The sequence below is a fragment of the Glycocaulis abyssi genome, assembly GCF_041429775.1.
GTDB lineage: Bacteria > Pseudomonadota > Alphaproteobacteria > Caulobacterales > Maricaulaceae > Glycocaulis > Glycocaulis abyssi.
In genome coordinates this window covers 2,865,479-2,883,807 of sequence record NZ_CP163421.1, presented here as the reverse complement: position 1 = coordinate 2,883,807, position 18,329 = coordinate 2,865,479, and the positions used below count along the sequence as shown (strand labels likewise).

The window sequence follows — 18,329 nt, the reverse complement described above, 5'->3', positions numbered from 1 at the left end:
TAGTCCCCAACCTCAAACCGGTGAACTGCGGATCAAACGCCGCAGCTAAATCTTTGATTTCAGACAAGACTTCTCCAGCCGGTGGCAAGCCATGTGCTCACCCCCGAAGCCCGCTCTTGGTCCGTATGGAGATCAGTCGCGTCGGTTCACACAGGTTAGCCAGAGCGCGCCGGGAATCAACATCATTAACCGTGATTCCGGAGCGATTCGGCGCTTGACAAGGAGATTTCCCTGATTGCGCTGGACGTTGCGCAGTGAAAAAAAATTCAGCTGCGGTTTACGTTCCGCAGGCGTTCCTGCCGGGACGGGTTTGCCGCCATCAGGACCGGAGAAAATTACAGCTGGAAGGCTTGTGCGAACGCCTTGCAGAACAGGCGATTCCGGCGGTTCTCTGAACAGAGAAATAATAAAAAAGCGTGCCTGCAGAACCCCTGCAGGCACGCCTTGAACTTGTCCGGCTAAGGACGAGTTTTTATTAAGCTGTCATCGATTTGACGCGGGCCGAAAGGCGCGAAACCTTCCGCGAGCCGGTATTCTTGTGGATGACGCCCTTGGAAACCGCGCTCATCACTTCAGACTCGGCCGCGCGCAGTGCGTCGCGGGCCTCGGCCTGGTTGCCGGCCGCGATGGCCAGCTCCACCTTCTTCACGAAGGTGCGCATGCGTGAACGGCGGGTTTTGTTGATGGCGGTACGGCGCGCAATCTTGCGCACCATTTTCTTCGCCGAACTCGTATTCGCCATGGATACTCCAGGGGCCTGAAACAGTCGTTGAAACCTATTGCTCTCACTTTCGCGCCGCGCCTCGTCAAAGGCAAGCGATCAGCGAAGTGAGGCGCGGCGTATACCTGTGCGCCCCGCCCGCGTCAACCGCGCAGCGCGCTAAATCAGCGGTGACGGAAGTGCGCGGCGCGCTTGCTGGCAAAGGCGGCCATGCCTTCCTTCTGGTCTTCGGTGGCAAACTGGGACTGGAAGACGCGCCGCTCAAAGCGGATGCCCTCGGTCAGGCCCATCTCATAGGCCATGTTGACCGCCTCTTTCGTCATCATGGCGATCGGCAGGGATTTGGCACCAATGGTCTCGGCCGCTTCCATCACCGTATCGAGAAGGTCTTCAGCCGGCACGATGCGCGAGACGAGCCCGGCGCGCTCTGCTTCCTCGGCATTCATCATGCGCCCCGTAAGGCACAGATCCATGGCCTTGGACTTGCCGACGGCTCGCGGCAGGCGCTGCGTACCGCCTGCGCCAGGCATCACGCCCAGATTGATTTCCGGCTGGCCAAACTTGGCGTTCTCTGCAGCGATGATGAAATCGCACATCATGGCGATCTCGCAGCCGCCACCCAGCGCATAGCCTGCCACGGCGGCGATAATCGGCTTGCGGAAACGCGCCACCGACTCCCAGCTCTTGGCGAAGGGGTCGTGCATGTAGAGCGAGACGAAATCGCGATCCTGCAATTCCTTGATATCAGCGCCGGCTGCAAACGCCTTGGCAGAGCCCGTCAGAACCACACAGCCAATATCCTCGTCCGCCTCGAAAGCTTCCAGCGCCGCCGCCAGCTCCGTGGTCAGCTCGTCGCAAAGCGCATTGAGCGCGGCGGGGCGGTCAAACGTGATGACGCCTACCCGGCCTTCGGTTTTGGTCTGGATCGTCTTGTAGGCCATCTTGAGCACTCCTTGAGGATGACGCGCTGTCTGCAGCGTGCGCGAAGTCCGATGCGGCGGCCTCCATACAGGAAGCGCGCCCCGGGGTCGACACCCTGGGGCGGGCGATATCTGCATATTGATGGGACGGGGTTAGCGCCGGGTGACCGTATGACCTTGTGCCTGCAGTAATGCGACGACCCCGTCATCACCGGGCATATGGCCTGCACCCACGGCGACAAAATGCGTGCCGCCCGCGGCAAGCATCGCCTCGATATGAGGCACCCAGTCGTGATTGCGGTTCACCATCAGGGCTTCATACAGCTCCGGGCTGGCATCACGGATCGAGCCGTTCACCTGGGAGTCGAGCATGTCCATGTCCCCGGTGGCCCAGGCCGTCACCATCCGGTCCAGCTCACCGCGCAGATCCCCCATCTCGTCCAGGCTCACCCGCAACCACTCGATCTGGATGTCCATCGGCAGATCGGCGAGAATACGCAGCTGGCCTTCAGCCGTTTCCAGATAGCCGATGGATTTGCCTTGCGCGTTTGCCTGCGCGCTCAGGACAGCCTCCACGCCCATCGCCGGGTTGAACCCGAAGGACTGAAGCTGCATGGCACCCAGCGTGATCCCGGCGAGCCAGGGCTGCACCGGCTCGAAATTGCCCGCCGGAACACCAAGCTCGGCCGTTTGCGCCTCGAACGCGGCATATGTATCGGGACCGAGAAGCGAGGAGAGAGTGACACCTTGCGGGTTCAGGCCAAGCTGCGGGATCAGCGCCTGCATCTGCGCCTGCGCCTCCGCGCTGAGCACATCGGCTTCAAGCCAGAGCGTATCGGCCTCGTCAAAGGCCGCGTTCACGGCATCAGACCGCCAGTTCAGGGCATCAGGCAGCAGGTGGAAGGTACCCAGCAGATGAACCGTCGCGCCATCAGCCTCGATGGTCCACAGGGCCGGAGACGCCTCAATGGTGGCATAGTCGGTGGCGTGGCTGTGCTCAGGAGATAAAAGACCTGTCCCGGCGAGCAGGCCCAGCACCGCAAAGCCCGCATTCCTGATAACATTCTTCAGCATAGATAAGACCTTCCAGCTTCATGTTGGCGTGACCATCATGGACCGCGCCGGGGTGCCACCACCAGACCGCGAGTGACGTTCGCGATCATCGCTGGCAATCGGGACAGAAAAAAGTCGAGCGGCCCTGCTGCACGATGCGCGATATCAGCTTTGCACACACACCGCTGGCCGAACTGCCACGGCATGGCTCGCCCTCCCGGCCATAGGCATCAAAGCGGTGCTGAAAATAACCCAGCGCGCCGTCTGCGCCCGCATAATCGCGTAGTGTAGACCCGCCTGCATCGATGGCTTCAGCGATGACATTACGCACGGCTACCGCCAGCGCGTCAGCGCGCTTGCCGACAATGGTATGGGCCAGCCGCCTGGGGCTGATGCGCGCGCGCCAGAGTGCCTCGCACACATAGATATTGCCCAGCCCCGCCACGACGCGCTGGTCCAGCAATGCGGTCTTGATGGGCGAGCGCCGCCCTTTGAGCGCTGCTGCCAGATGAGGGCCGGAAAACTGATTTGAGTCCGGCTCCGGCCCCAGCTGGGCCAGATAGGGGTTCTGCGCCTCCTGCGCGGTATCAAACAGCGCCATGAAGCCGAAACGGCGCGGATCATTATAGGTGACCCTCACCCCGCCCTCCATCTCCAGCACGACATGATCGTGGGCGGGATTGGCGGGCGCCGCATAGACAAAATCGCCCGGCTGGCGCGCCATGTCATCTGCGGTAATCGAGAACCGGCCCGACATGCCCAGATGCATGAGCAGGGTTTCACCTGATCCCAGCCGCGCGAGCAGATATTTCGCCCGCCGGTCGAGCCGTTCCACCTGCACCGCCGTAAGGCGCTCTGCCATACGCTCCGGGAAGGCAAAGCGCAGATCGGCCCGGTTCACCTGCGCGGACAGGATGCGCCGCCCTTCCATGGCCGGAATGAGTCCCCGGCGCACGGTCTCCACCTCTGGCAGTTCGGGCATGGTATGGCCTCGTTCTCTAAAGTGATGCGTCTTGCAGCTTAGAATGTGGCCACACGCTGTGCTAAGGCGAGGGCCAGTATCACATGAAGGCCCGCCATGATCCGAGTATATGCCGCCATTATCACGCTTGGCCTGCTTCTGGCCGCTGCCTGCTCGCCGTTTGACGAGACCGCGCCGCGCACGCTGACCGCCACCTTGAGCATCGGCGAGCCCGTGCGCCTGCCCGACGGGACGGCCGTGCTGGTGGAGCTGATACCGGCAAGCGGAGATGGTGGGGCGGTGGCAGAAGCTAGCGCTGTGCTGGACGGTGCCGACCTGCCGCTGGAAGTGAGCCTGACAATCGATCCGGCCCGGCTTGACGACGCTTCGAGCTATGCGGTGCGTGCGGCACTGGCCTGGGATGGTGAGCTGCGCTGGCTGAGCGCCGCCATTCCGGTGGATGTCCGCCGTGCCCGGATCAATGCGGGCGAGATACCTCTGGACCCATTCGATACCAGCCTGCCTGCTGCGGCGGACGAAACACCCGTGGTGGAGGCCGAGGAAGCGATATTCCTGTGCGTAGACGGTCTGGTGATCCTTGACCGCACGCCAGAGGGCGCCACGCTCTCGGTGGAAGACACCGAATACCCGCTTGGCCCGGCCATGGCGGGCGAAGCCGAAGGCGTGCTGCGCCATGAAAGCGCGGACGGGCAGACATGGTTTGACGATGGCGGTGCCACCGCACGCTACGCCATAGACGGCGAGGCCGGGCCGGACTGCGTGCGGCTCTACTGAGCGGCGCGTTTCGCCGCACTGGCGGCTTTCAGTGGCCAAGGCTAGGCTTAGACCCATGAACGATACCAACACCACATCCTTCGGCTTCCGCGAAGTGCCGCGCGAGGAAAAGCAGGGCCTTGTGCGCGGCGTGTTCGACCGCTCCGCGCGCCGCTATGACCTGATGAACGATGTGATGAGCCTTGGCATTCACCGGGTCTGGAAGGACATCACCATCACCCGCGCAAGGCCAAAGCCCGGCGAGCGCCTGATCGATGTGGCGGGCGGAACGGGCGATCTGGCCCGCGCCTTCATCGAGCGCTCGAAACGTCCCGGCGAGACACCCGCCACCGCCATCGTCGCCGATATCAATGAGGAAATGCTGCGTGCAGGCATCAGGCGCGGCCAGGCAGATGGCATCGAATGGGCCGTCGCCAACGCCGAATGCCTGCCCTTTGACGATAAAAGCGCCGACTGCGTGATGATCGGTTTTGGCATCCGCAATGTGACCGACCGCATGCAGGCGCTGCGCGAGATGCACCGGGTATTGAAGCCCGGCGGGCGTTTCCTGTGCCTGGAGTTCTCCCGGCCGGTCACGCGTTCAATCGCGAACATCTATGATCTGTGGTCATTCAAGGCGATCCCCGAACTGGGCGCCCTCATCGCCAAGGATCGCGACAGCTATCAGTATCTCGTCGAATCCATCCGCCGCTTTCCCCATCAGGAAGCCTTCGCCGCCGAGCTGCGCGAGGCAGGCTTTGGAGAAGTGAAGGTGACGAACCTGTCCGGCGGCATCGCAGCCCTGCACACCGGCTGGCGGGTAGGTTGACGGTAAAAGCGCCGCACATGCGCCCCCTCGCCAAACCGGGCTTTGCCCCCTAAACCTCGCGGCGTGATGTTTGGACCTGTCTTCACCTTCTTCCGGCTTATCCGCGCGGCGTGGACGCTGGCGCGTCACGACGCCATGTTCCCGGTGGAATATCAGGCCGTCTTCCCGGCGCCTGCGCGTCTGGCGGGGCGGGTGGCGCGCCTCGTGGCCATTCGCGGACGGGCGGACAATCCCGGCGAGCGGCTGGCACGCGCGCTGGAAGAACTCGGTCCATCCTATGTGAAGCTGGGTCAGGTACTGGCCACCAGAGCGGATGTGGTCGGCGTGCATTTCGCGCGCGGCCTGTCGCGCCTGCAGGACCGGATGGACCCCTTCCCCGATGCCGAGGCCCGCAAGGTGGTTGAAGCCGAGCTGGAAGCGCCGGTAGAGACGCTGTTTGCCGAATTTGGCCCGCCCGCAGCAGCCGCCTCCATCGCTCAGGTCCACAAGGCGGTCACACATGATGGCCAAACCGTCGCGGTAAAAGTGCTGCGTCCCGGTATCGATCAGCGCATCCACAAGGATATTGCCGTGCTGCGCATGGGCGCAGGGCTCGCCGTGCGCTTCTTCCCGGCCTCGCGCAGGCTGGAACCGCGCGCCTTTGTGGAGACGGTCGCCCGTTCGCTGGTGCTGGAGCTGGATCTGCGCATGGAGGCCGCTGGTGCAAGCGAGCTGATGGAAGCCGCTGTCGCCGCGCAGAACCTCCACATCCCCGAAGTGATCTGGCCGCTGACCGCCAAGCGCGTGCTGACCACCGAATGGATCGACGCCATCCCGCTGACCGATATCGACGCCGTTGACGCCGCCGGTATCGACCGGATCAAGCTCGCCTCCGACATCACCGATGCCTTCCTGACCTGCGCGCTGGAGCGCGGCGCGTTTCACGCCGACATGCATGCCGGCAATCTGTTCGTGGGCCGTGATGGCAAGCTGTGGGCGGTCGATTTTGGCATCGTGGGACGGCTGGAAGGCCCGGAGCGGCGCTATCTGGCGCGCATCCTCCATGGCTTCCTCACCCGCGATTATGACCGCGCCGCCGATGCCCATTTCGATGCCGGTTATGTGCCGTCTCATCATGCGCGCGCGGACTTCTCCGCTGCGCTGCGTTCGGTTGCCGAGCCGATCTTCGGCAAGCGCGCCGACGAGGTGCCGATGTCACGCGTGCTCCTGCAGCTCTTTGAAGTGACCGAGCTGTTCGACATGCACCTTCAGCCCCAGCTCATCCTCCTGCAGAAGACCATGGTGCAGGTGGAGGGCGTGTGCCGCACCCTCACCCCCGCCCATGACATGTGGGAGGCATCCGCGCCTGCCGTAGAGCGCTTCATGCGCCGCGAGCTGGGGCCGGAAGGGCGCGTGCGTGATATCTTCCGCGATCTGGAACGCCTGCATACCAGCCTGGTTGCCCTGCCCGTCACACTGGAGCGCCTGACCGAAGCCGCCGAGCGCATGAACGCGCCTGATGATCTGGCCCAGCCCGCCCGGCATGCCTGGGTGACCGGTGCGGCCATCGCCGTGGCAGCCGCCAGCCTCGCCGTGCTGCTCACCCTTGCCCTGACAGGTCGCCTTGCAATGTAAGCACGCATGTGCTTATATAGGGGTGGAGGTGCATGATGCGCGAACGGCCCGGACATCCCTTTGATCACGAAACGGCTCAGTCAGCGGATGCGCCGGTGAACGAGACACGCAAGCTGCGCAAGACCGGCAATAGCTATGGCGTAACGCTGTCGCGGGCCGCGCTGGATGCAGCGGGCTTTTCGCCTGACCACCCGGTGGCGGTCATCGCCGAACCGGGACGTGTCATCATCCGCGCCGCAGGCGGCGCTTATGACGACACGGTGGAAGCAGGCCGTGAAGCAATGGCCCAATACCGTTTTGCGCTTGAGGCGCTGGCGCGATGAGCGTGCGCCTGCCCGATTATGCAGGCTATCTCGCGGTTATGGGGGAAGTGCTCGCCGAAAGCGGCGGCACCCCCCTGCAGCTGCGCGATGAGGGCCTGCTGCAGTCCGCCTTTGCCCGGCCGGAGAACCTGATGGCCTATGCCGACGGGTCCGAGGATGTATTCGCCGTGGCCGCCAGCCTTGCAAACGGCATAGCGCGCAACCATCCCTTTGTTGATGGCAACAAGCGGGCCGCAGCTACCGCCTTCCTGATTACCTTGTTTCTGAACGGCGTAAGGATGGATACAACGCAGGCAGACCTGGCTGAAACCTTTCGGTCCCTTGCCGCCGGCACACTCGACGAGCACACTCTCGCCGACTGGGGCAGGCGCCTGGGCGTTGAAGACCCCCGCTTTGTCCGGTAGGGCGGCATTGATCCAATTGCGTGTCGCACAGCTCGCGGAGACGACATGACCCGGCGCATCCTTCTCATCATTTCCGGCGGTATCGCCGCCTACAAATCGCTGGAGCTGATCCGCGAGCTGAAGCGGCGCGAGGTGGGCGTCAGCTGCATCCTCACCGATGCCGCCAAGCAGTTCGTGACGCCGATGAGTGTCGCCGCGCTGTCGGGCGAGAAAGCCTATGACAATCTCTTTTCCCTCACGGACGAGACCGAGATGGGCCATATCGAGCTGTCACGCTCGGCAGAGCTGATCGTCGTTGCGCCCGCCACCGCCAACATCATGGCCAAGGCCGCACACGGGTTGTGCGATGATCTGGCCTCCACCGCGCTGCTGGCCACCGACAAGCCCGTCCTGATGGCCCCTGCCATGAACGTGCGCATGTGGGAGCATGCCGCGACACAGGCCAATCTCGCCACGCTGAAAAGCCGTGGGATAACCTTTGTCGGGCCGGACGAAGGCGAGATGGCGTGTGGAGAGTTCGGGCCGGGCCGTATGGCCGAGCCGATGCGCATCGCGGAGGCGGCACTCAGCCTCCTGAACGCATGATTACACCGCACATCATCGTCACGGCCGGGCCGACAATCGAGCCGATTGATCCGGTACGCTTCCTTTCCAACCATTCTTCAGGGCGGCAGGGCTATGCGCTGGCCGCAGCCTTGGCGGCGCGCGGCGCACGCGTGACGCTGGTCTCAGGGCCGGTCAGTATCGCGCCACCTGAGGGCATCGATCTGGTCAGGGTTCAGACCGCGCTGGAGATGCACGACGCCGTGATGGCCGCCCTTCCGGCGGACGCCTATATCGGCGTTGCCGCCGTGGCCGACTGGCGCCCGGCCAGCCGCCATGCCAGCAAGATGAAAACCGACAAGGCGGGCTTTGCGAGCCTGCAGCTCTTTGAAAACCCTGACATATTGAAAAGTGTCGCAAGCCTGGACGGGGATCGCCGCCCACGCGTGGTCGTCGGGTTTGCTGCAGAAACGGCAACCGATCCGGATGCGCTCGAAGCACTCGCGCGCGCCAAGTTGGAGCGCAAGGGCTGCGATCTCATCATCGCCAATGACGTGTCGGGCGATGCGATGGGCGGGGCCGAGAATGCGGCGCTGATTGTTTCGCGCAACGGAACGGAAGTTCTACCGCGCGCATCCAAGGCAGATATTGCGGCAAAACTGGGCAATTCAGTGATGGCCTTGTTACGCATGCCTATGCAGCGCTAGGCTCCGGGGCGTTCTGGCCGATGGATTGGATGTCTCCGTCCGCGGCTGCTATCAGGAGTTTCTCCATGAAGACTTTGTTCGCCAGCGGTGCCGCCCTTATTGCGAGCTTTGCGCTGGGCGCGCCTGCGCTCGCCAATTGCTTCGCCATTCCGGGGGAGGCCGGCGCCCAGCCAACAGTTATCGAAGGTTTCTCCGTGCAGGAGGCCACCGCCCGGCCCGGCCCGCTGCAATTGCCGCCTTTGCCTGAAGGAACGGGCGCCATCCTGTGCGACCGGGACAGTGTTGTGCCGGCCCGCAACGACTTCAAGGTCCTGTTGACGGGCCTGCCGCTGATGATCCGTGCCGGCACGGCCGATGACCCGACCGTTCTCAGCATGGGCATCGAAGAAGGCAATTACTCCATCAGCATCATGATGGGATCGATTGATGACGCGGAGCGCTCGGCGATCATCTCTGCTGTCGAAGGCTTTGACGACGGCATTGACGAAATGGAACGCTGGATGGAAGAAAACCCGCAATAGCAGCTTCCGGCGGGGGATTCTTTCATGGTTCAGGTGCGCATCAAGGCGCTGGAGCATTTTGCGGGCCTGGACCTTCCCCGCTACCAGACACCGGGATCGGCAGGCATGGATTTGCCCGCCGCGCTGCCCGAAGACGCGCCGGTCACCCTGCAGCCGGGTGAGTGGCAGCTTATCCCGACGGGTCTCGCGATTGCCCTGCCCGAAGGCTATGAGGCGCAGGTGCGGCCCCGCTCCGGCCTGGCCGCAAAGTTCGCCATTTCCTGCGTGAACACGCCCGGCACAATCGATGCCGATTATCGCGGCGAGATCCGCGTGAACCTCATCAATCATGGCCGCGAACCGTTCGTGGTGCGCCGGGGCGAGCGCATCGCCCAGATGATTGTCGCGCCCGTGGTTCAGGCCGAGCTGGTACCGGCTGACACGCTGGACGAAACACAGCGCGGCGCAGGCGGCTTTGGCTCGACAGGCGTTTAGGCTGACAGCGCGGCTGGCGCAGGATCGCAATAGCTTTTCACATCGAATATGCGCTGGTCGACAATGATGTCGGACGGGCGCAAGGGGCGTGACAGCTCCATCCCATCCAGCGTACGCGCACGCGACAGGGCGACATAGGCTTGGCCATGCGCAAAAAGGCGGCCCGGCAGATCGAGATAGACCCGGTCCAGCGTCAATCCTTGCGCCTTGTGAATGGTCATCGCCCAGGCGAGCCGCAGCGGCATCTGGGTGAAGCTGCCAACGGTTTCCTTCTTCAGCGCCTTTGCCGCCGCATCATAGCTATAGGCGTGGCGGTCCCACTGCACCGGTTCGATGCGGTGGACCTCATCGCCGATTTTCACCATCACGCCAGCTTCGGCAAAGCCGACGACTTCTCCAAGTGATCCGTTGACCCAGCGCCCGCCCGGATCATTCCGCAAGAGCATGACGCGCGCACCGCGTTTCAGGATCAGCGGATCATCGGTCGGCATGATGCGCTGATCGAACTGGCCGCTCGTCTTGCCCTCGATCAGCTCCGGCTTGCCCGGCAGGGCATCAAGGCGCTGCGCATTGATGCGGAAGGCCGCTTCGTTCGTGGGCGTCAGCACGACATGGGTCGCGCTGGCTTCCAGCCCTGACCGGCCGGTGACACGGGTATTGAGGACAGCGCCCTCCTCGCGCGTCAGCTCGCCGGTGCGCACGGCATTGAGTATCTGCACGAAATCCGGGTCTGCCTGACGGTGAACCTTGGTCAGTTCCAGCATGGAAAATCCGGCGTCACGAAACGCGGGCGGGTGAAAGAAGAACGGCCCGCCATAGGCCATCTCCAGATAACCGGCCTCTTCATCGCGCACGACAGGAGGGAGCTGGGAGAGATCGCCCACCACGATCATGCGCACCCCGCCAAAGGGCTCCGAGCTTTCCCGGTTGAGGCGCAGGCTGGCATCAATCGCCCACATCATGTCGGCGCGCACCATGGAAATCTCGTCAATGACTAGGGTTTTGAGCGCCTTCACCGCGCGCGCATTGCGCAGGCGGCGAATATCGGAGGGCTCCACAAGGCGCGGCGGCAGGCGGAAAAAAGCGTGCAGGGTCTGCCCGCCCGCCTGCATGGCGGCAACGCCAGTGGGTGCCAGCACAGCTGCCGTCGGCCCCAGACGCTCCAGCACGGCGCGCGTCAGCGTGGTCTTGCCGGTCCCGGCCCGCCCGGTCAGGAAGACATGGGAGCCGCCATTGACCAGATAGTCGAGTACCGGGCCGTCAAGATCGGCCGAGGCGGGGGATTTGGCGGGGGTGTCGGTCATCCTGGCAGGCTGACGCGGTTTGCCCCCTGCCGCCAGTGGCCAATACCGGCCTATTCACACCTTGCTGCGGCCCTTGCGGGTATCAGCTGAGCTCTGGCGCGCGGCAGGCATCCCCTTCAAAGCGGAAATCACGCACAATCCCCTCCGGGCTGACCACGAACCGGGTCTCGCACTCTACCATCCAGCTGCGCGGCGGGGTGTAGACCGTTTCGTCATACTGCTCGATGCGGACGTGTTCATTGCCATGCCGGTCTGTCCAGATAATCCGGCGCTCGCGCGGAATGGTGGTGTAGCCGCCCGGATCATGGCGCTGCTCGGCCACGAAATAGGTCCACACCTCCGAGCCATCGCTGAGATAATCGCGCGCCACCGGAGAGCCACGCTCCACGATCAGCATGTCGGCTGACTGGCCCAGATGCAGCGCCGCCTGCTGGCGATAGCCTTCCTGCGTCGCACACGCCGTCAGTATCAGACCCAGTGCCGCCGCCACCATCAGGCGTGGCCGTGAATTCCGCCGTACATTCCCCTGTGCCATGAGACACCTCCCTTGGACCGTTTCGAGCCAAGCGTGCTATGGCCGTGATGAACCCTGCCTGAAAGGATGCGTGAAGGTGCGCAAGACCGATATCGACCGTCATGCCCGCCACATCCTCCTAAAGGAAATCGGCGGCCCCGGTCAGGCACGCCTCGGCGCCGCGAAAGTGGTGATGATCGGGGCTGGCGGGCTGGGCGCACCGGCGGCGCTCTATCTGGCCGCCGCCGGGATTGGCCAGATCACACTTGTCGATCCCGACACGGTGAGCCTCGACAATCTCCAGCGGCAGGTGCTCTTCCGCACGAGCGATATTGACCGCCCGAAGGTGGACGCCGCGAAGGATGCGCTGCACGCGTTGGACCCGGCGGTCAGCATTGAAACCCACCGCCTGCTGGCCGATGCCAGCAATCTGCCCGCCCTCGTTGAAGGTGCCGATCTGGTGCTGGATGGCTGCGATGATTTTGCGACGCGCTTTGCGGTCAATGACGCGGCCATCGCCGCGCGTACTCCGCTGATATCGGGTGCGGTCGGGCGCTGGGACGGGCAGGTCTCCACCTTCGCCCCGCATCTGGGGCCGCACGCGCCCTGCTATCGCTGTCTGGTGCCGGATATTCCCCCCGACGCGGAAAGCTGCGCGGTCACCGGCATTGTCGGGGCGATCACCGGCATTGCCGGCACGCTAATGGCGCTCGAAACGATCAAGCTCATCACCGGAGCTGGCGAGCCGCTGATTGGCCGGGTGCAGATCGTGGACGGCCTCTCAGGGGCATTGCGCACAGTTAAGCTGGCCCGCGATCCGGCGTGCAGGGCTTGTGGCTCTCAAGCCGCAGCGTCGGCTTCCTCCAGCCGAGATGCGTCCGGCTCATAGCCAAGAACAGGAGCGAGGGCCTTTTCAGCCTCCTCCACGCTCCAGCCCTTGCGCTGCGCATAGTCTTCGACCTGATCGCGCATGATGCGCCCGACGGCGAAATAGACGCTGTCAGGATGTGCCAGATAAAGCCCTGAGACGGAGGCTGCCGGGTACATGGCCCGGCTCTCTGTCAGCCTGATACCGGTGCGTTCGGGCGCTTCGAGCAGTTTGAAGAGCAGGTCTTTCTCGGTGTGGTCAGGTTGGGCGGGATAACCCGGCGCCGGGCGGATGCCGGCATAGGCTTCCTTGATGAGATCAACGGTAGAAAGCTGCTCGTCCGCCGCATAACCCCAGATTTCCTTGCGCACCCGCTCATGGAGGTATTCGGCGAAGGCTTCGGCAAAGCGGTCGGCCAGCGACTGGAACATGATCGCTGAATAATCGTCATTGGCCTTCTTGAAGCGCTCGGCGATCTCGTCCTCGGCATCACCAGAGGTAACGGCAAATCCGCCTACCCAGTCGGTCACATCGCTGCGAACAAAATCGAAGATGGAGAGATACGGCTTGTCGCCATCCTTCTCTGCCTGCTGGCGCAGGCCGTAGAATTTGCCAAGGCGGGCGCTGCAAGCCTCATCCGCGAAGACGGCAATATCGTCGCCCTCACGCCGGGCAGGCCACAGGCCGACAACGCCCTTGGGCTTGAGCCAGTCGCCTTCGACCATCTGTTTCAGCATTAATTGCGCATCATCAAAGAGAGCGCGCGCGGCCTCGCCCCTGTTGGGATCATCAAAGATGGCCGGATACGTCCCCTTCATCTCCCAGCTGAAGAAGAAGGGCGTCCAGTCTATGTACGGCACCAGATCGGCCAGACGCACATCATCAATCGTGGTCAGGCCCGGCTGCAGCGGTTTGACGGGCTGGTGGCCAGTGGCATCGGCGTCAAAGGCGCGTTCGCGCGCATCGGCCAGCGTCACGCGGCGGCGATTACCAGCTGTGCGCGCGCGGGTCTCGCGGATACGGGCGTAATTGGCCTGTATCTCTTCCCAATAGGGTTGGCGCTGGGTATCAGAGAGCAGTTTGGAAACGACGCCCACCGCCCGGCTGGCATCATGCACATGGATGACCGGCGCCTTGTGGTAGGCCGGCTCGATCTTCACGGCCGTATGGGCCGGGCTGGTCGTCGCCCCGCCAATCAGGAGCGGGATGTCAAAGCCCTCGCGCTCCATCTCGCTCGCCAGAAACACCATCTCGTCGAGCGATGGGGTAATCAGCCCTGACAGGCCGATAATGTCGGCCTTGTGCTCGCGCGCGGCCTCAAGGATTTTCTCCGGCGCCACCATGACGCCCAGATCAACCACGTCATAGCCGTTACACTGCAGCACGACGCCGACGATATTCTTGCCAATATCGTGCACATCGCCCTTCACCGTCGCCATGATGACAAGGCCGTTGGACTGCTTGTCCAGCCCTGCCGCCTCGCGCTCGGCCTCCATATAGGGAAAGAGGTGGGCGACGGCCTTCTTCATCACGCGTGCCGATTTCACCACCTGCGGCAGGAACATCTTGCCCTCGCCAAACAGGTCCCCCACCACATTCATCCCGTCCATGAGCGGGCCTTCAATGACGTGGAGCGGGCGCTCGGCGGCCTGACGGGCCTCTTCGGTGTCTTCCACCACGAACTCATCAAGCCCCTTTACGAGAGCGTGCTTTAAACGCTCTGCAACGGGCAAGGAGCGCCATTCGGCGGCGGCCTTCTCTTCGGCCTCTCCGGTATCGCGATAGGCTTCAGCGGCCTCCAGAAGGCGCTCTGTGGCATCGTCGCGGCGATTGAGAATCACGTCCTCGACCAGCTCGCGCAGCTTGGGTTCGATCTCGTCATAAATCTCCAGCTGGCCGGCATTGACGATGCCCATATCCATGCCCGCCTTGATGGCGTGATAGAGAAACACCGAGTGCATGGCCTGACGCACCGGCTCATTGCCACGGAAGGAAAACGAGATGTTGGACACACCGCCGGAGACGTGCACGCCCGGCAGGCGTTTCCTGATCTCGCGCGTCGCTTCGATGAAGGCGACGGCATAGTCATTATGCTCCTCAATCCCCGTCGCCACGGCGAAGATATTGGGATCGAAAATGATGTCCTCAGGCGGGAAGCCCAGCTCATCAACAAGGATGTGATAGGCGCGCTCGCAGATCTCGACCTTGCGCTCCTTGGTGTCGGCCTGACCGTCCTCGTCAAACGCCATCACGACCACGGCGGCGCCATAGGCCAGGCAGGCTTGTGCTTGCTGCCGGAAGCTCTCCTCGCCCTCTTTCAGCGAGATGGAATTGACGATGGCCTTGCCCTGCACGCATTTCAGGCCCGCCTCGATCACCTCCCATTTGGAGCTGTCGATCATGATCGGCACGCGGGCAATATCCGGCTCGGTGGCGATCAGATTGAGGAAGGTGATCATGGCCTGCTTTGAATCGAGCAGACCCTCATCCATGTTGATGTCGATCACCTGCGCCCCGGCCTCGACCTGCTGGCGCGCGACATCAAGGGCGGCCGCGTAATCGCCCTCCTTGATCAGCTTGCGGAAGCGCGCAGAGCCGGTGACGTTGGTGCGCTCACCAACGTTTACAAAGACGGCACGGGATTGGGCAGGCATATCGGTCATAAGTTAGTGAGTCTCCATGCGGGCAAGAGCCGCTTCTGCTCGTTCGGACATCGCGCCGTCAGCAAAGGGGTGGATTACCACTTCGGAGCCTCCCGGGAGTGCAACGCTTCCCGGTCAAACTGACCTTCCTTGTCAAAACGCCAGCCTGAACCGCGAAGTGCAAGAAATGCCGCCCAGGCGGCGTCACGCTCCTGCAGGTCACCGACCTCGATGAGATCAGCCGCCACCGAGCGGCGGTTGGGGGTGTCCGGGCATCAGTCACGATGCCAACTCAAACGGCTCGAGACCGGACAGGCGCATGGCGCGTGGGCGCTCCGGCAGAGCGCGCGGCTTGCCCGCAAACGCCGCCTTCGCGATGGCGGCGATATGGTCGGGCGTCGTGCCGCAGCATCCGCCGACAATGTTCACAAGGCCGGTTTTCGACCAGTCGGCGATATAGGCGGCCGTTTCGTCCGGCGTCTCGTCATACTCGCCAAAGGCGTTGGGAAGCCCCGCATTGGGATAGGCGAGCACGCGCGTGTTTGCGACGCGGCTCATCTCGGCCACATAGGGGCGCAGCTGCTTGGCGCCCAGCGCGCAGTTCAGCCCCACCGCCCAGGGCCGGGCATGGCGCACCGAGTTCCAGAAAGCTTCGGTCGTCTGGCCTGACAGGGTGCGGCCCGATGCATCGGTGATGGTGCCCGACAGCATGAGCGGGATGGCAGGGTCCAGCTTTCCTTCATTGCGCAGATCCAGCACGGCCTTGATCGCCGCCTTGGCGTTCAGCGTGTCGAAAATGGTCTCGATCAGGATGAAGTCGACAAACTCGGCCATGGCCAGCGTCTGCTCGGCATAAGCCTCCCGCACCGCGTCGAAGGTGACATCACGGAAACCCGGATCCTCCACCGAAGGCGAGATGGAGAGCGTCTTGTTGGTCGGGCCGATAGCGCCCGCCACCGCGCGCGGCGTCCCGGTTTCGGCCTCCACGTGATCGGCAGCTTCGCGGGCCAAACGTGCACCTTCGCGGGCGATCTCGGCGGCAAGCTCCTCCATCTCGTAATCGGCCTGCGCGATGGTCGTGGCCGAGAAGGTATTGGTCTCGATCAGGTCCGCACCGGCCTCGAAATAAGCCACGTGGATATCGCGGATCGCATCGGGCTTTGTGAGGTTCAGAAGGTCGTTATTGCCCTTGAGCGCCTTGTCCCAATCGGCAAAGCGCTCGCCCCGGTAATCTTCTTCCGATGGTTTCAGGCGCTGGATCATCGTACCCATCGCACCGTCCAGCACCAGGATGCGCTTTTGCGATTCAGCCTCGAGCGCCTCAAGGCGCGATTTCCGGTCAAAACTCATGATCAGGCCGCCATTTCCACCGGGCGCACACCCAGCAGCCGGCAGGTCGCCAGCGCCAGCTCGGCCCGGTTCAGGGTGTAGAAGTGGAACTGGTCCACGCCATTGTCCGACAGGTCGTGGCACAGATCGGCCACCACATTGGCGGTCAGCAACTCACGCGTCCCCGGATCGCTTTCCAGCCCGTCGAACAGGTCAAACAGGCGCGCCGGGATGGTCGCCCCGCACAGGCCCGCCATACGGACCAGACCTTCGAAATTGGCTTGCATCATAATGCCCGGCACGATGGGGATATCGATGCCCGCCTTGCGCACCCTGTCGACATAGCGGAAATACACATCCGCATCGAAGAAGAACTGGGTGATGGCCCGCGTCGCCCCATTGTCGATCTTGGCTTTCAACAGATCGATATCGTGGTCAAAGCTCGCGCTTTCGGGGTGCTTTTCCGGATAGCAGCCGACCGAGACTTCGAAGTCACCGAGCTTTCGTATGCCCGCCGTCAGCTCGGCCGCATTGGCATAGCCGCCCTCGCAAGGCTCATAGCGATCACCTACGCCGCTGGGCGGATCACCGCGCAGCGCCACGATATGGCGCACACCCGCCGCCCAGTAATCGCGGATGACATCATCAACCTCCTCGCAGCGCGCATCCACACAGGTCAGATGGGCTGCGGGTTTGAGAGCCGTCTCCTCCACGATACGGCGCACCGTGCGGTGCGTGCGGTCACGCGTCGAGCCGCCCGCCCCGTATGTCACCGACACATAGAGCGGGTCGAGCGGTGCCAGCCGTGAGATGGAGTCCCACAGCCGCTCCTCCATCGCCTCACTCTTGGGCGGGAAGAACTCAAAGGATATGGCCGGGCCGGGCCGGACCGGCAGGGTGCGCCCATCGGGCATGGTGCCGCCTCGCATCGCAAACAACTACATAAAGATATCTTTATGCGATTATCCGGATGGCTTCAATGCCAAAGACACAAGTCCATCTTGGGAATTGCCGCGTATCACCTACTTGACCATGATGAGAGGACGGCTGCGGGGCCGGACTGAGCGGTATTGGGGATATTGCACCATGCGTGCTGCATGCATGACCGGACTTGTTGTTCTGGCTGGCCTGGCGCTGGCTGCGTGTACGACGCGGCCGCAATCTCTGGAGGCCAACGATCCGTTCGAGCCTCTGAACAGGGCTGTATTCGACTTCAACATTGCCGCTGACCGGGCCGTCATTGCGCCGGTGACCTATGCCTATCGCGGCGCGGTACCGCGCACCGGACGGCGCGGCGTGCGCAATGTTCTTCGTAACCTCAATGAACCTGTCGTTCTCGCAAACCTGCTGCTGCAGGGTTGTCCGGGTGATGCCTTCGCGACCGCCAGCCGCTTTGGCCTGAACACGATCGTCGGCGTTGGCGGCCTGTTTGATGTCGCCAGCGAGGCAAACATTCCCCGCCGCGAGACCGATTTCGGCCTGACGCTCGGCCATTGGGGCGTGGACAGCGGACCGTATATGGTTCTGCCCCTGCTCGGCCCGTCGAGCGTGCGCGACACGGCAGGTCGCTTCGTGGACCGCTATCCGCACCCGGCCTACTGGATTGAAGATATTCGCGAAACCGACGCCATCTGGGTGTATCGGGGCATTTACGCCCTGGATGTGCGCCTGCAGCTGGATGAAACGTTCCGGAGTCTGGAACGTAGTGCGATTGATCCCTATGTTCAGCTGCGCTCGGTTTACCGGCAGAACCGGGGCGCCGCTCTGGGACGCGGAGAGGATTTCGACGATCTGCCGGACTTCGACTGACGTGATGGGAGCCATGTCA

18 protein-coding genes and 1 pseudogene are annotated in these 18,329 nt (G+C 63.2%); 10 read left to right on the top strand and 9 right to left on the bottom strand.

Translation table 11 applies throughout. The features are described 5' to 3' along the window. Positions 1-475: 475 nt before the first annotated feature. The 4 genes from rpsT to mutM all read right to left on the bottom strand — a co-directional run bounded on the left by rpsT (position 476) and on the right by mutM (position 3,676). Positions 476-742 carry a 30S ribosomal protein S20 gene (gene rpsT, locus AB6B38_RS13980; RefSeq protein WP_371393549.1) on the bottom strand — a complete coding sequence of 89 codons (267 nt, stop codon included), beginning with the start codon at positions 740-742 and terminating at the stop codon, positions 476-478. A 143-nt stretch (positions 743-885) separates the two neighbouring features. Further along, positions 886-1,662, bottom strand: a complete 777-nt coding sequence (locus AB6B38_RS13975; RefSeq protein WP_371393547.1) for an enoyl-CoA hydratase — start codon at positions 1,660-1,662, stop codon at positions 886-888. Between the two features lie 132 nt (positions 1,663-1,794). Continuing rightward, the gene (locus AB6B38_RS13970) at positions 1,795-2,715 is read right to left on the bottom strand and encodes a TraB/GumN family protein (protein ID WP_371393545.1); all 921 of its coding nucleotides are present in this window, start codon (positions 2,713-2,715) and stop codon (positions 1,795-1,797) included. An 85-nt stretch (positions 2,716-2,800) separates the two neighbouring features. Then, positions 2,801-3,676 (bottom strand): bifunctional DNA-formamidopyrimidine glycosylase/DNA-(apurinic or apyrimidinic site) lyase, encoded by an 876-nt coding sequence (mutM, locus tag AB6B38_RS13965; RefSeq protein WP_371393544.1) that lies wholly within the window; start codon positions 3,674-3,676, stop codon positions 2,801-2,803. 96 nt (positions 3,677-3,772) lie between these two features. On the opposite strand from mutM, the gene AB6B38_RS13960 reads away from it, so the two are divergent. From AB6B38_RS13960 to dut, 8 genes and pseudogenes are all read left to right on the top strand, one after another. After that, the gene (locus AB6B38_RS13960) at positions 3,773-4,450 is read left to right on the top strand and encodes a YbaY family lipoprotein (RefSeq protein WP_371393543.1); all 678 of its coding nucleotides are present in this window, start codon (positions 3,773-3,775) and stop codon (positions 4,448-4,450) included. Between the two features lie 55 nt (positions 4,451-4,505). Then, entirely contained in the window at positions 4,506-5,258 is a 753-nt protein-coding gene (locus tag AB6B38_RS13955) for a class I SAM-dependent methyltransferase (RefSeq protein ID WP_371393541.1), read from the top strand. A gap of 66 nt (positions 5,259-5,324) precedes the next feature. Further along, complete coding sequence (ubiB, locus tag AB6B38_RS13950; RefSeq protein WP_371393540.1) at positions 5,325-6,872, top strand: 2-polyprenylphenol 6-hydroxylase; 1,548 nt, start codon at positions 5,325-5,327, stop codon at positions 6,870-6,872. A gap of 32 nt (positions 6,873-6,904) precedes the next feature. Next, positions 6,905-7,195, top strand: coding sequence for a hypothetical protein (locus AB6B38_RS13945; protein WP_371393539.1), 291 nt, complete (start codon positions 6,905-6,907; stop codon positions 7,193-7,195). Beyond that, complete coding sequence (locus AB6B38_RS13940; protein ID WP_371393538.1) at positions 7,192-7,599, top strand: type II toxin-antitoxin system death-on-curing family toxin; 408 nt, start codon at positions 7,192-7,194, stop codon at positions 7,597-7,599. The genes AB6B38_RS13945 and AB6B38_RS13940 overlap by 4 nt, the downstream gene beginning before the upstream one ends. Before the next feature lie 45 nt (positions 7,600-7,644). Next, positions 7,645-8,849 (top strand): annotated as a pseudogene (gene coaBC / locus AB6B38_RS13935) (bifunctional phosphopantothenoylcysteine decarboxylase/phosphopantothenate--cysteine ligase CoaBC). 65 nt (positions 8,850-8,914) lie between these two features. Continuing rightward, entirely contained in the window at positions 8,915-9,370 is a 456-nt protein-coding gene (locus AB6B38_RS13930; RefSeq protein WP_371393537.1) for a hypothetical protein, read from the top strand. Positions 9,371-9,394: 24 nt separating this feature from the next. Then, positions 9,395-9,844, top strand: a complete 450-nt coding sequence (gene dut / locus AB6B38_RS13925; RefSeq protein WP_371393535.1) for a dUTP diphosphatase — start codon at positions 9,395-9,397, stop codon at positions 9,842-9,844. Here dut and AB6B38_RS13920 read toward each other — a convergent pair. Continuing rightward, the gene (locus AB6B38_RS13920) at positions 9,841-11,148 is read right to left on the bottom strand and encodes an ATP-dependent RecD-like DNA helicase (protein ID WP_371393534.1); all 1,308 of its coding nucleotides are present in this window, start codon (positions 11,146-11,148) and stop codon (positions 9,841-9,843) included. The two genes, dut and AB6B38_RS13920, sit on opposite strands and share 4 nt — an antisense overlap. 82 nt (positions 11,149-11,230) lie before the next feature. After that, on the bottom strand, positions 11,231-11,683 hold the full coding sequence (locus tag AB6B38_RS13915) for a hypothetical protein (RefSeq protein WP_371393533.1): 453 nt from the start codon (positions 11,681-11,683) through the stop codon (positions 11,231-11,233). Between the two features lie 70 nt (positions 11,684-11,753). Here AB6B38_RS13915 and AB6B38_RS13910 point away from each other — a divergent pair, with 70 nt between their 5' ends. After that, on the top strand, positions 11,754-12,551 hold the full coding sequence (locus tag AB6B38_RS13910) for a ThiF family adenylyltransferase (RefSeq protein ID WP_371393532.1): 798 nt from the start codon (positions 11,754-11,756) through the stop codon (positions 12,549-12,551). Here the strand turns inward: AB6B38_RS13910 and metH are convergent. From metH to metF, 3 genes are all read right to left on the bottom strand, one after another. After that, a complete protein-coding gene (gene metH, locus AB6B38_RS13905; protein WP_371393531.1) occupies positions 12,503-15,193 on the bottom strand; it encodes a methionine synthase in 2,691 nt (896 codons plus the stop codon). The two genes, AB6B38_RS13910 and metH, sit on opposite strands and share 49 nt — an antisense overlap. A 258-nt stretch (positions 15,194-15,451) precedes the next feature. After that, positions 15,452-16,522: a homocysteine S-methyltransferase family protein gene (locus tag AB6B38_RS13900; RefSeq protein WP_371393530.1), complete on the bottom strand. Its 1,071-nt coding sequence runs from the start codon at positions 16,520-16,522 to the stop codon at positions 15,452-15,454. A 2-nt stretch (positions 16,523-16,524) separates the two neighbouring features. Continuing rightward, positions 16,525-17,415 (bottom strand): methylenetetrahydrofolate reductase [NAD(P)H], encoded by an 891-nt coding sequence (gene metF, locus AB6B38_RS13895; RefSeq protein ID WP_371393529.1) that lies wholly within the window; start codon positions 17,413-17,415, stop codon positions 16,525-16,527. A gap of 172 nt (positions 17,416-17,587) precedes the next feature. Here metF and AB6B38_RS13890 point away from each other — a divergent pair, with 172 nt between their 5' ends. Next, positions 17,588-18,310, top strand: a complete 723-nt coding sequence (locus AB6B38_RS13890) for a VacJ family lipoprotein (protein ID WP_371393528.1) — start codon at positions 17,588-17,590, stop codon at positions 18,308-18,310. Positions 18,311-18,329 lie beyond the last annotated feature (19 nt).

What these genes read in the sequence shown, in the direction of transcription:
- AB6B38_RS13915 (WP_371393533.1), bottom strand. Translation starts at nt 11,683, where the DNA reads ATGGCACAGGGGAATGTACGGCGGAATTCACGGCCACGCCTGATGGTG.
- mutM (WP_371393544.1), bottom strand. Translation starts at nt 3,676, where the DNA reads ATGCCCGAACTGCCAGAGGTGGAGACCGTGCGCCGGGGACTCATTCCG.
- AB6B38_RS13970 (WP_371393545.1), bottom strand. Translation starts at nt 2,715, where the DNA reads ATGCTGAAGAATGTTATCAGGAATGCGGGCTTTGCGGTGCTGGGCCTG.
- dut (WP_371393535.1), top strand. Translation starts at nt 9,395, where the DNA reads ATGGTTCAGGTGCGCATCAAGGCGCTGGAGCATTTTGCGGGCCTGGAC.
- ubiB (WP_371393540.1), top strand. Translation starts at nt 5,325, where the DNA reads ATGTTTGGACCTGTCTTCACCTTCTTCCGGCTTATCCGCGCGGCGTGG.
- metH (WP_371393531.1), bottom strand. Translation starts at nt 15,193, where the DNA reads ATGACCGATATGCCTGCCCAATCCCGTGCCGTCTTTGTAAACGTTGGT.
- metF (WP_371393529.1), bottom strand. Translation starts at nt 17,415, where the DNA reads ATGCCCGATGGGCGCACCCTGCCGGTCCGGCCCGGCCCGGCCATATCC.
- AB6B38_RS13920 (WP_371393534.1), bottom strand. Translation starts at nt 11,148, where the DNA reads ATGACCGACACCCCCGCCAAATCCCCCGCCTCGGCCGATCTTGACGGC.
- AB6B38_RS13900 (WP_371393530.1), bottom strand. Translation starts at nt 16,522, where the DNA reads ATGAGTTTTGACCGGAAATCGCGCCTTGAGGCGCTCGAGGCTGAATCG.
- AB6B38_RS13930 (WP_371393537.1), top strand. Translation starts at nt 8,915, where the DNA reads ATGAAGACTTTGTTCGCCAGCGGTGCCGCCCTTATTGCGAGCTTTGCG.
- AB6B38_RS13960 (WP_371393543.1), top strand. Translation starts at nt 3,773, where the DNA reads ATGATCCGAGTATATGCCGCCATTATCACGCTTGGCCTGCTTCTGGCC.
- AB6B38_RS13945 (WP_371393539.1), top strand. Translation starts at nt 6,905, where the DNA reads ATGATGCGCGAACGGCCCGGACATCCCTTTGATCACGAAACGGCTCAG.
- AB6B38_RS13975 (WP_371393547.1), bottom strand. Translation starts at nt 1,662, where the DNA reads ATGGCCTACAAGACGATCCAGACCAAAACCGAAGGCCGGGTAGGCGTC.
- AB6B38_RS13955 (WP_371393541.1), top strand. Translation starts at nt 4,506, where the DNA reads ATGAACGATACCAACACCACATCCTTCGGCTTCCGCGAAGTGCCGCGC.
- rpsT (WP_371393549.1), bottom strand. Translation starts at nt 742, where the DNA reads ATGGCGAATACGAGTTCGGCGAAGAAAATGGTGCGCAAGATTGCGCGC.
- AB6B38_RS13890 (WP_371393528.1), top strand. Translation starts at nt 17,588, where the DNA reads ATGCGTGCTGCATGCATGACCGGACTTGTTGTTCTGGCTGGCCTGGCG.
- AB6B38_RS13940 (WP_371393538.1), top strand. Translation starts at nt 7,192, where the DNA reads ATGAGCGTGCGCCTGCCCGATTATGCAGGCTATCTCGCGGTTATGGGG.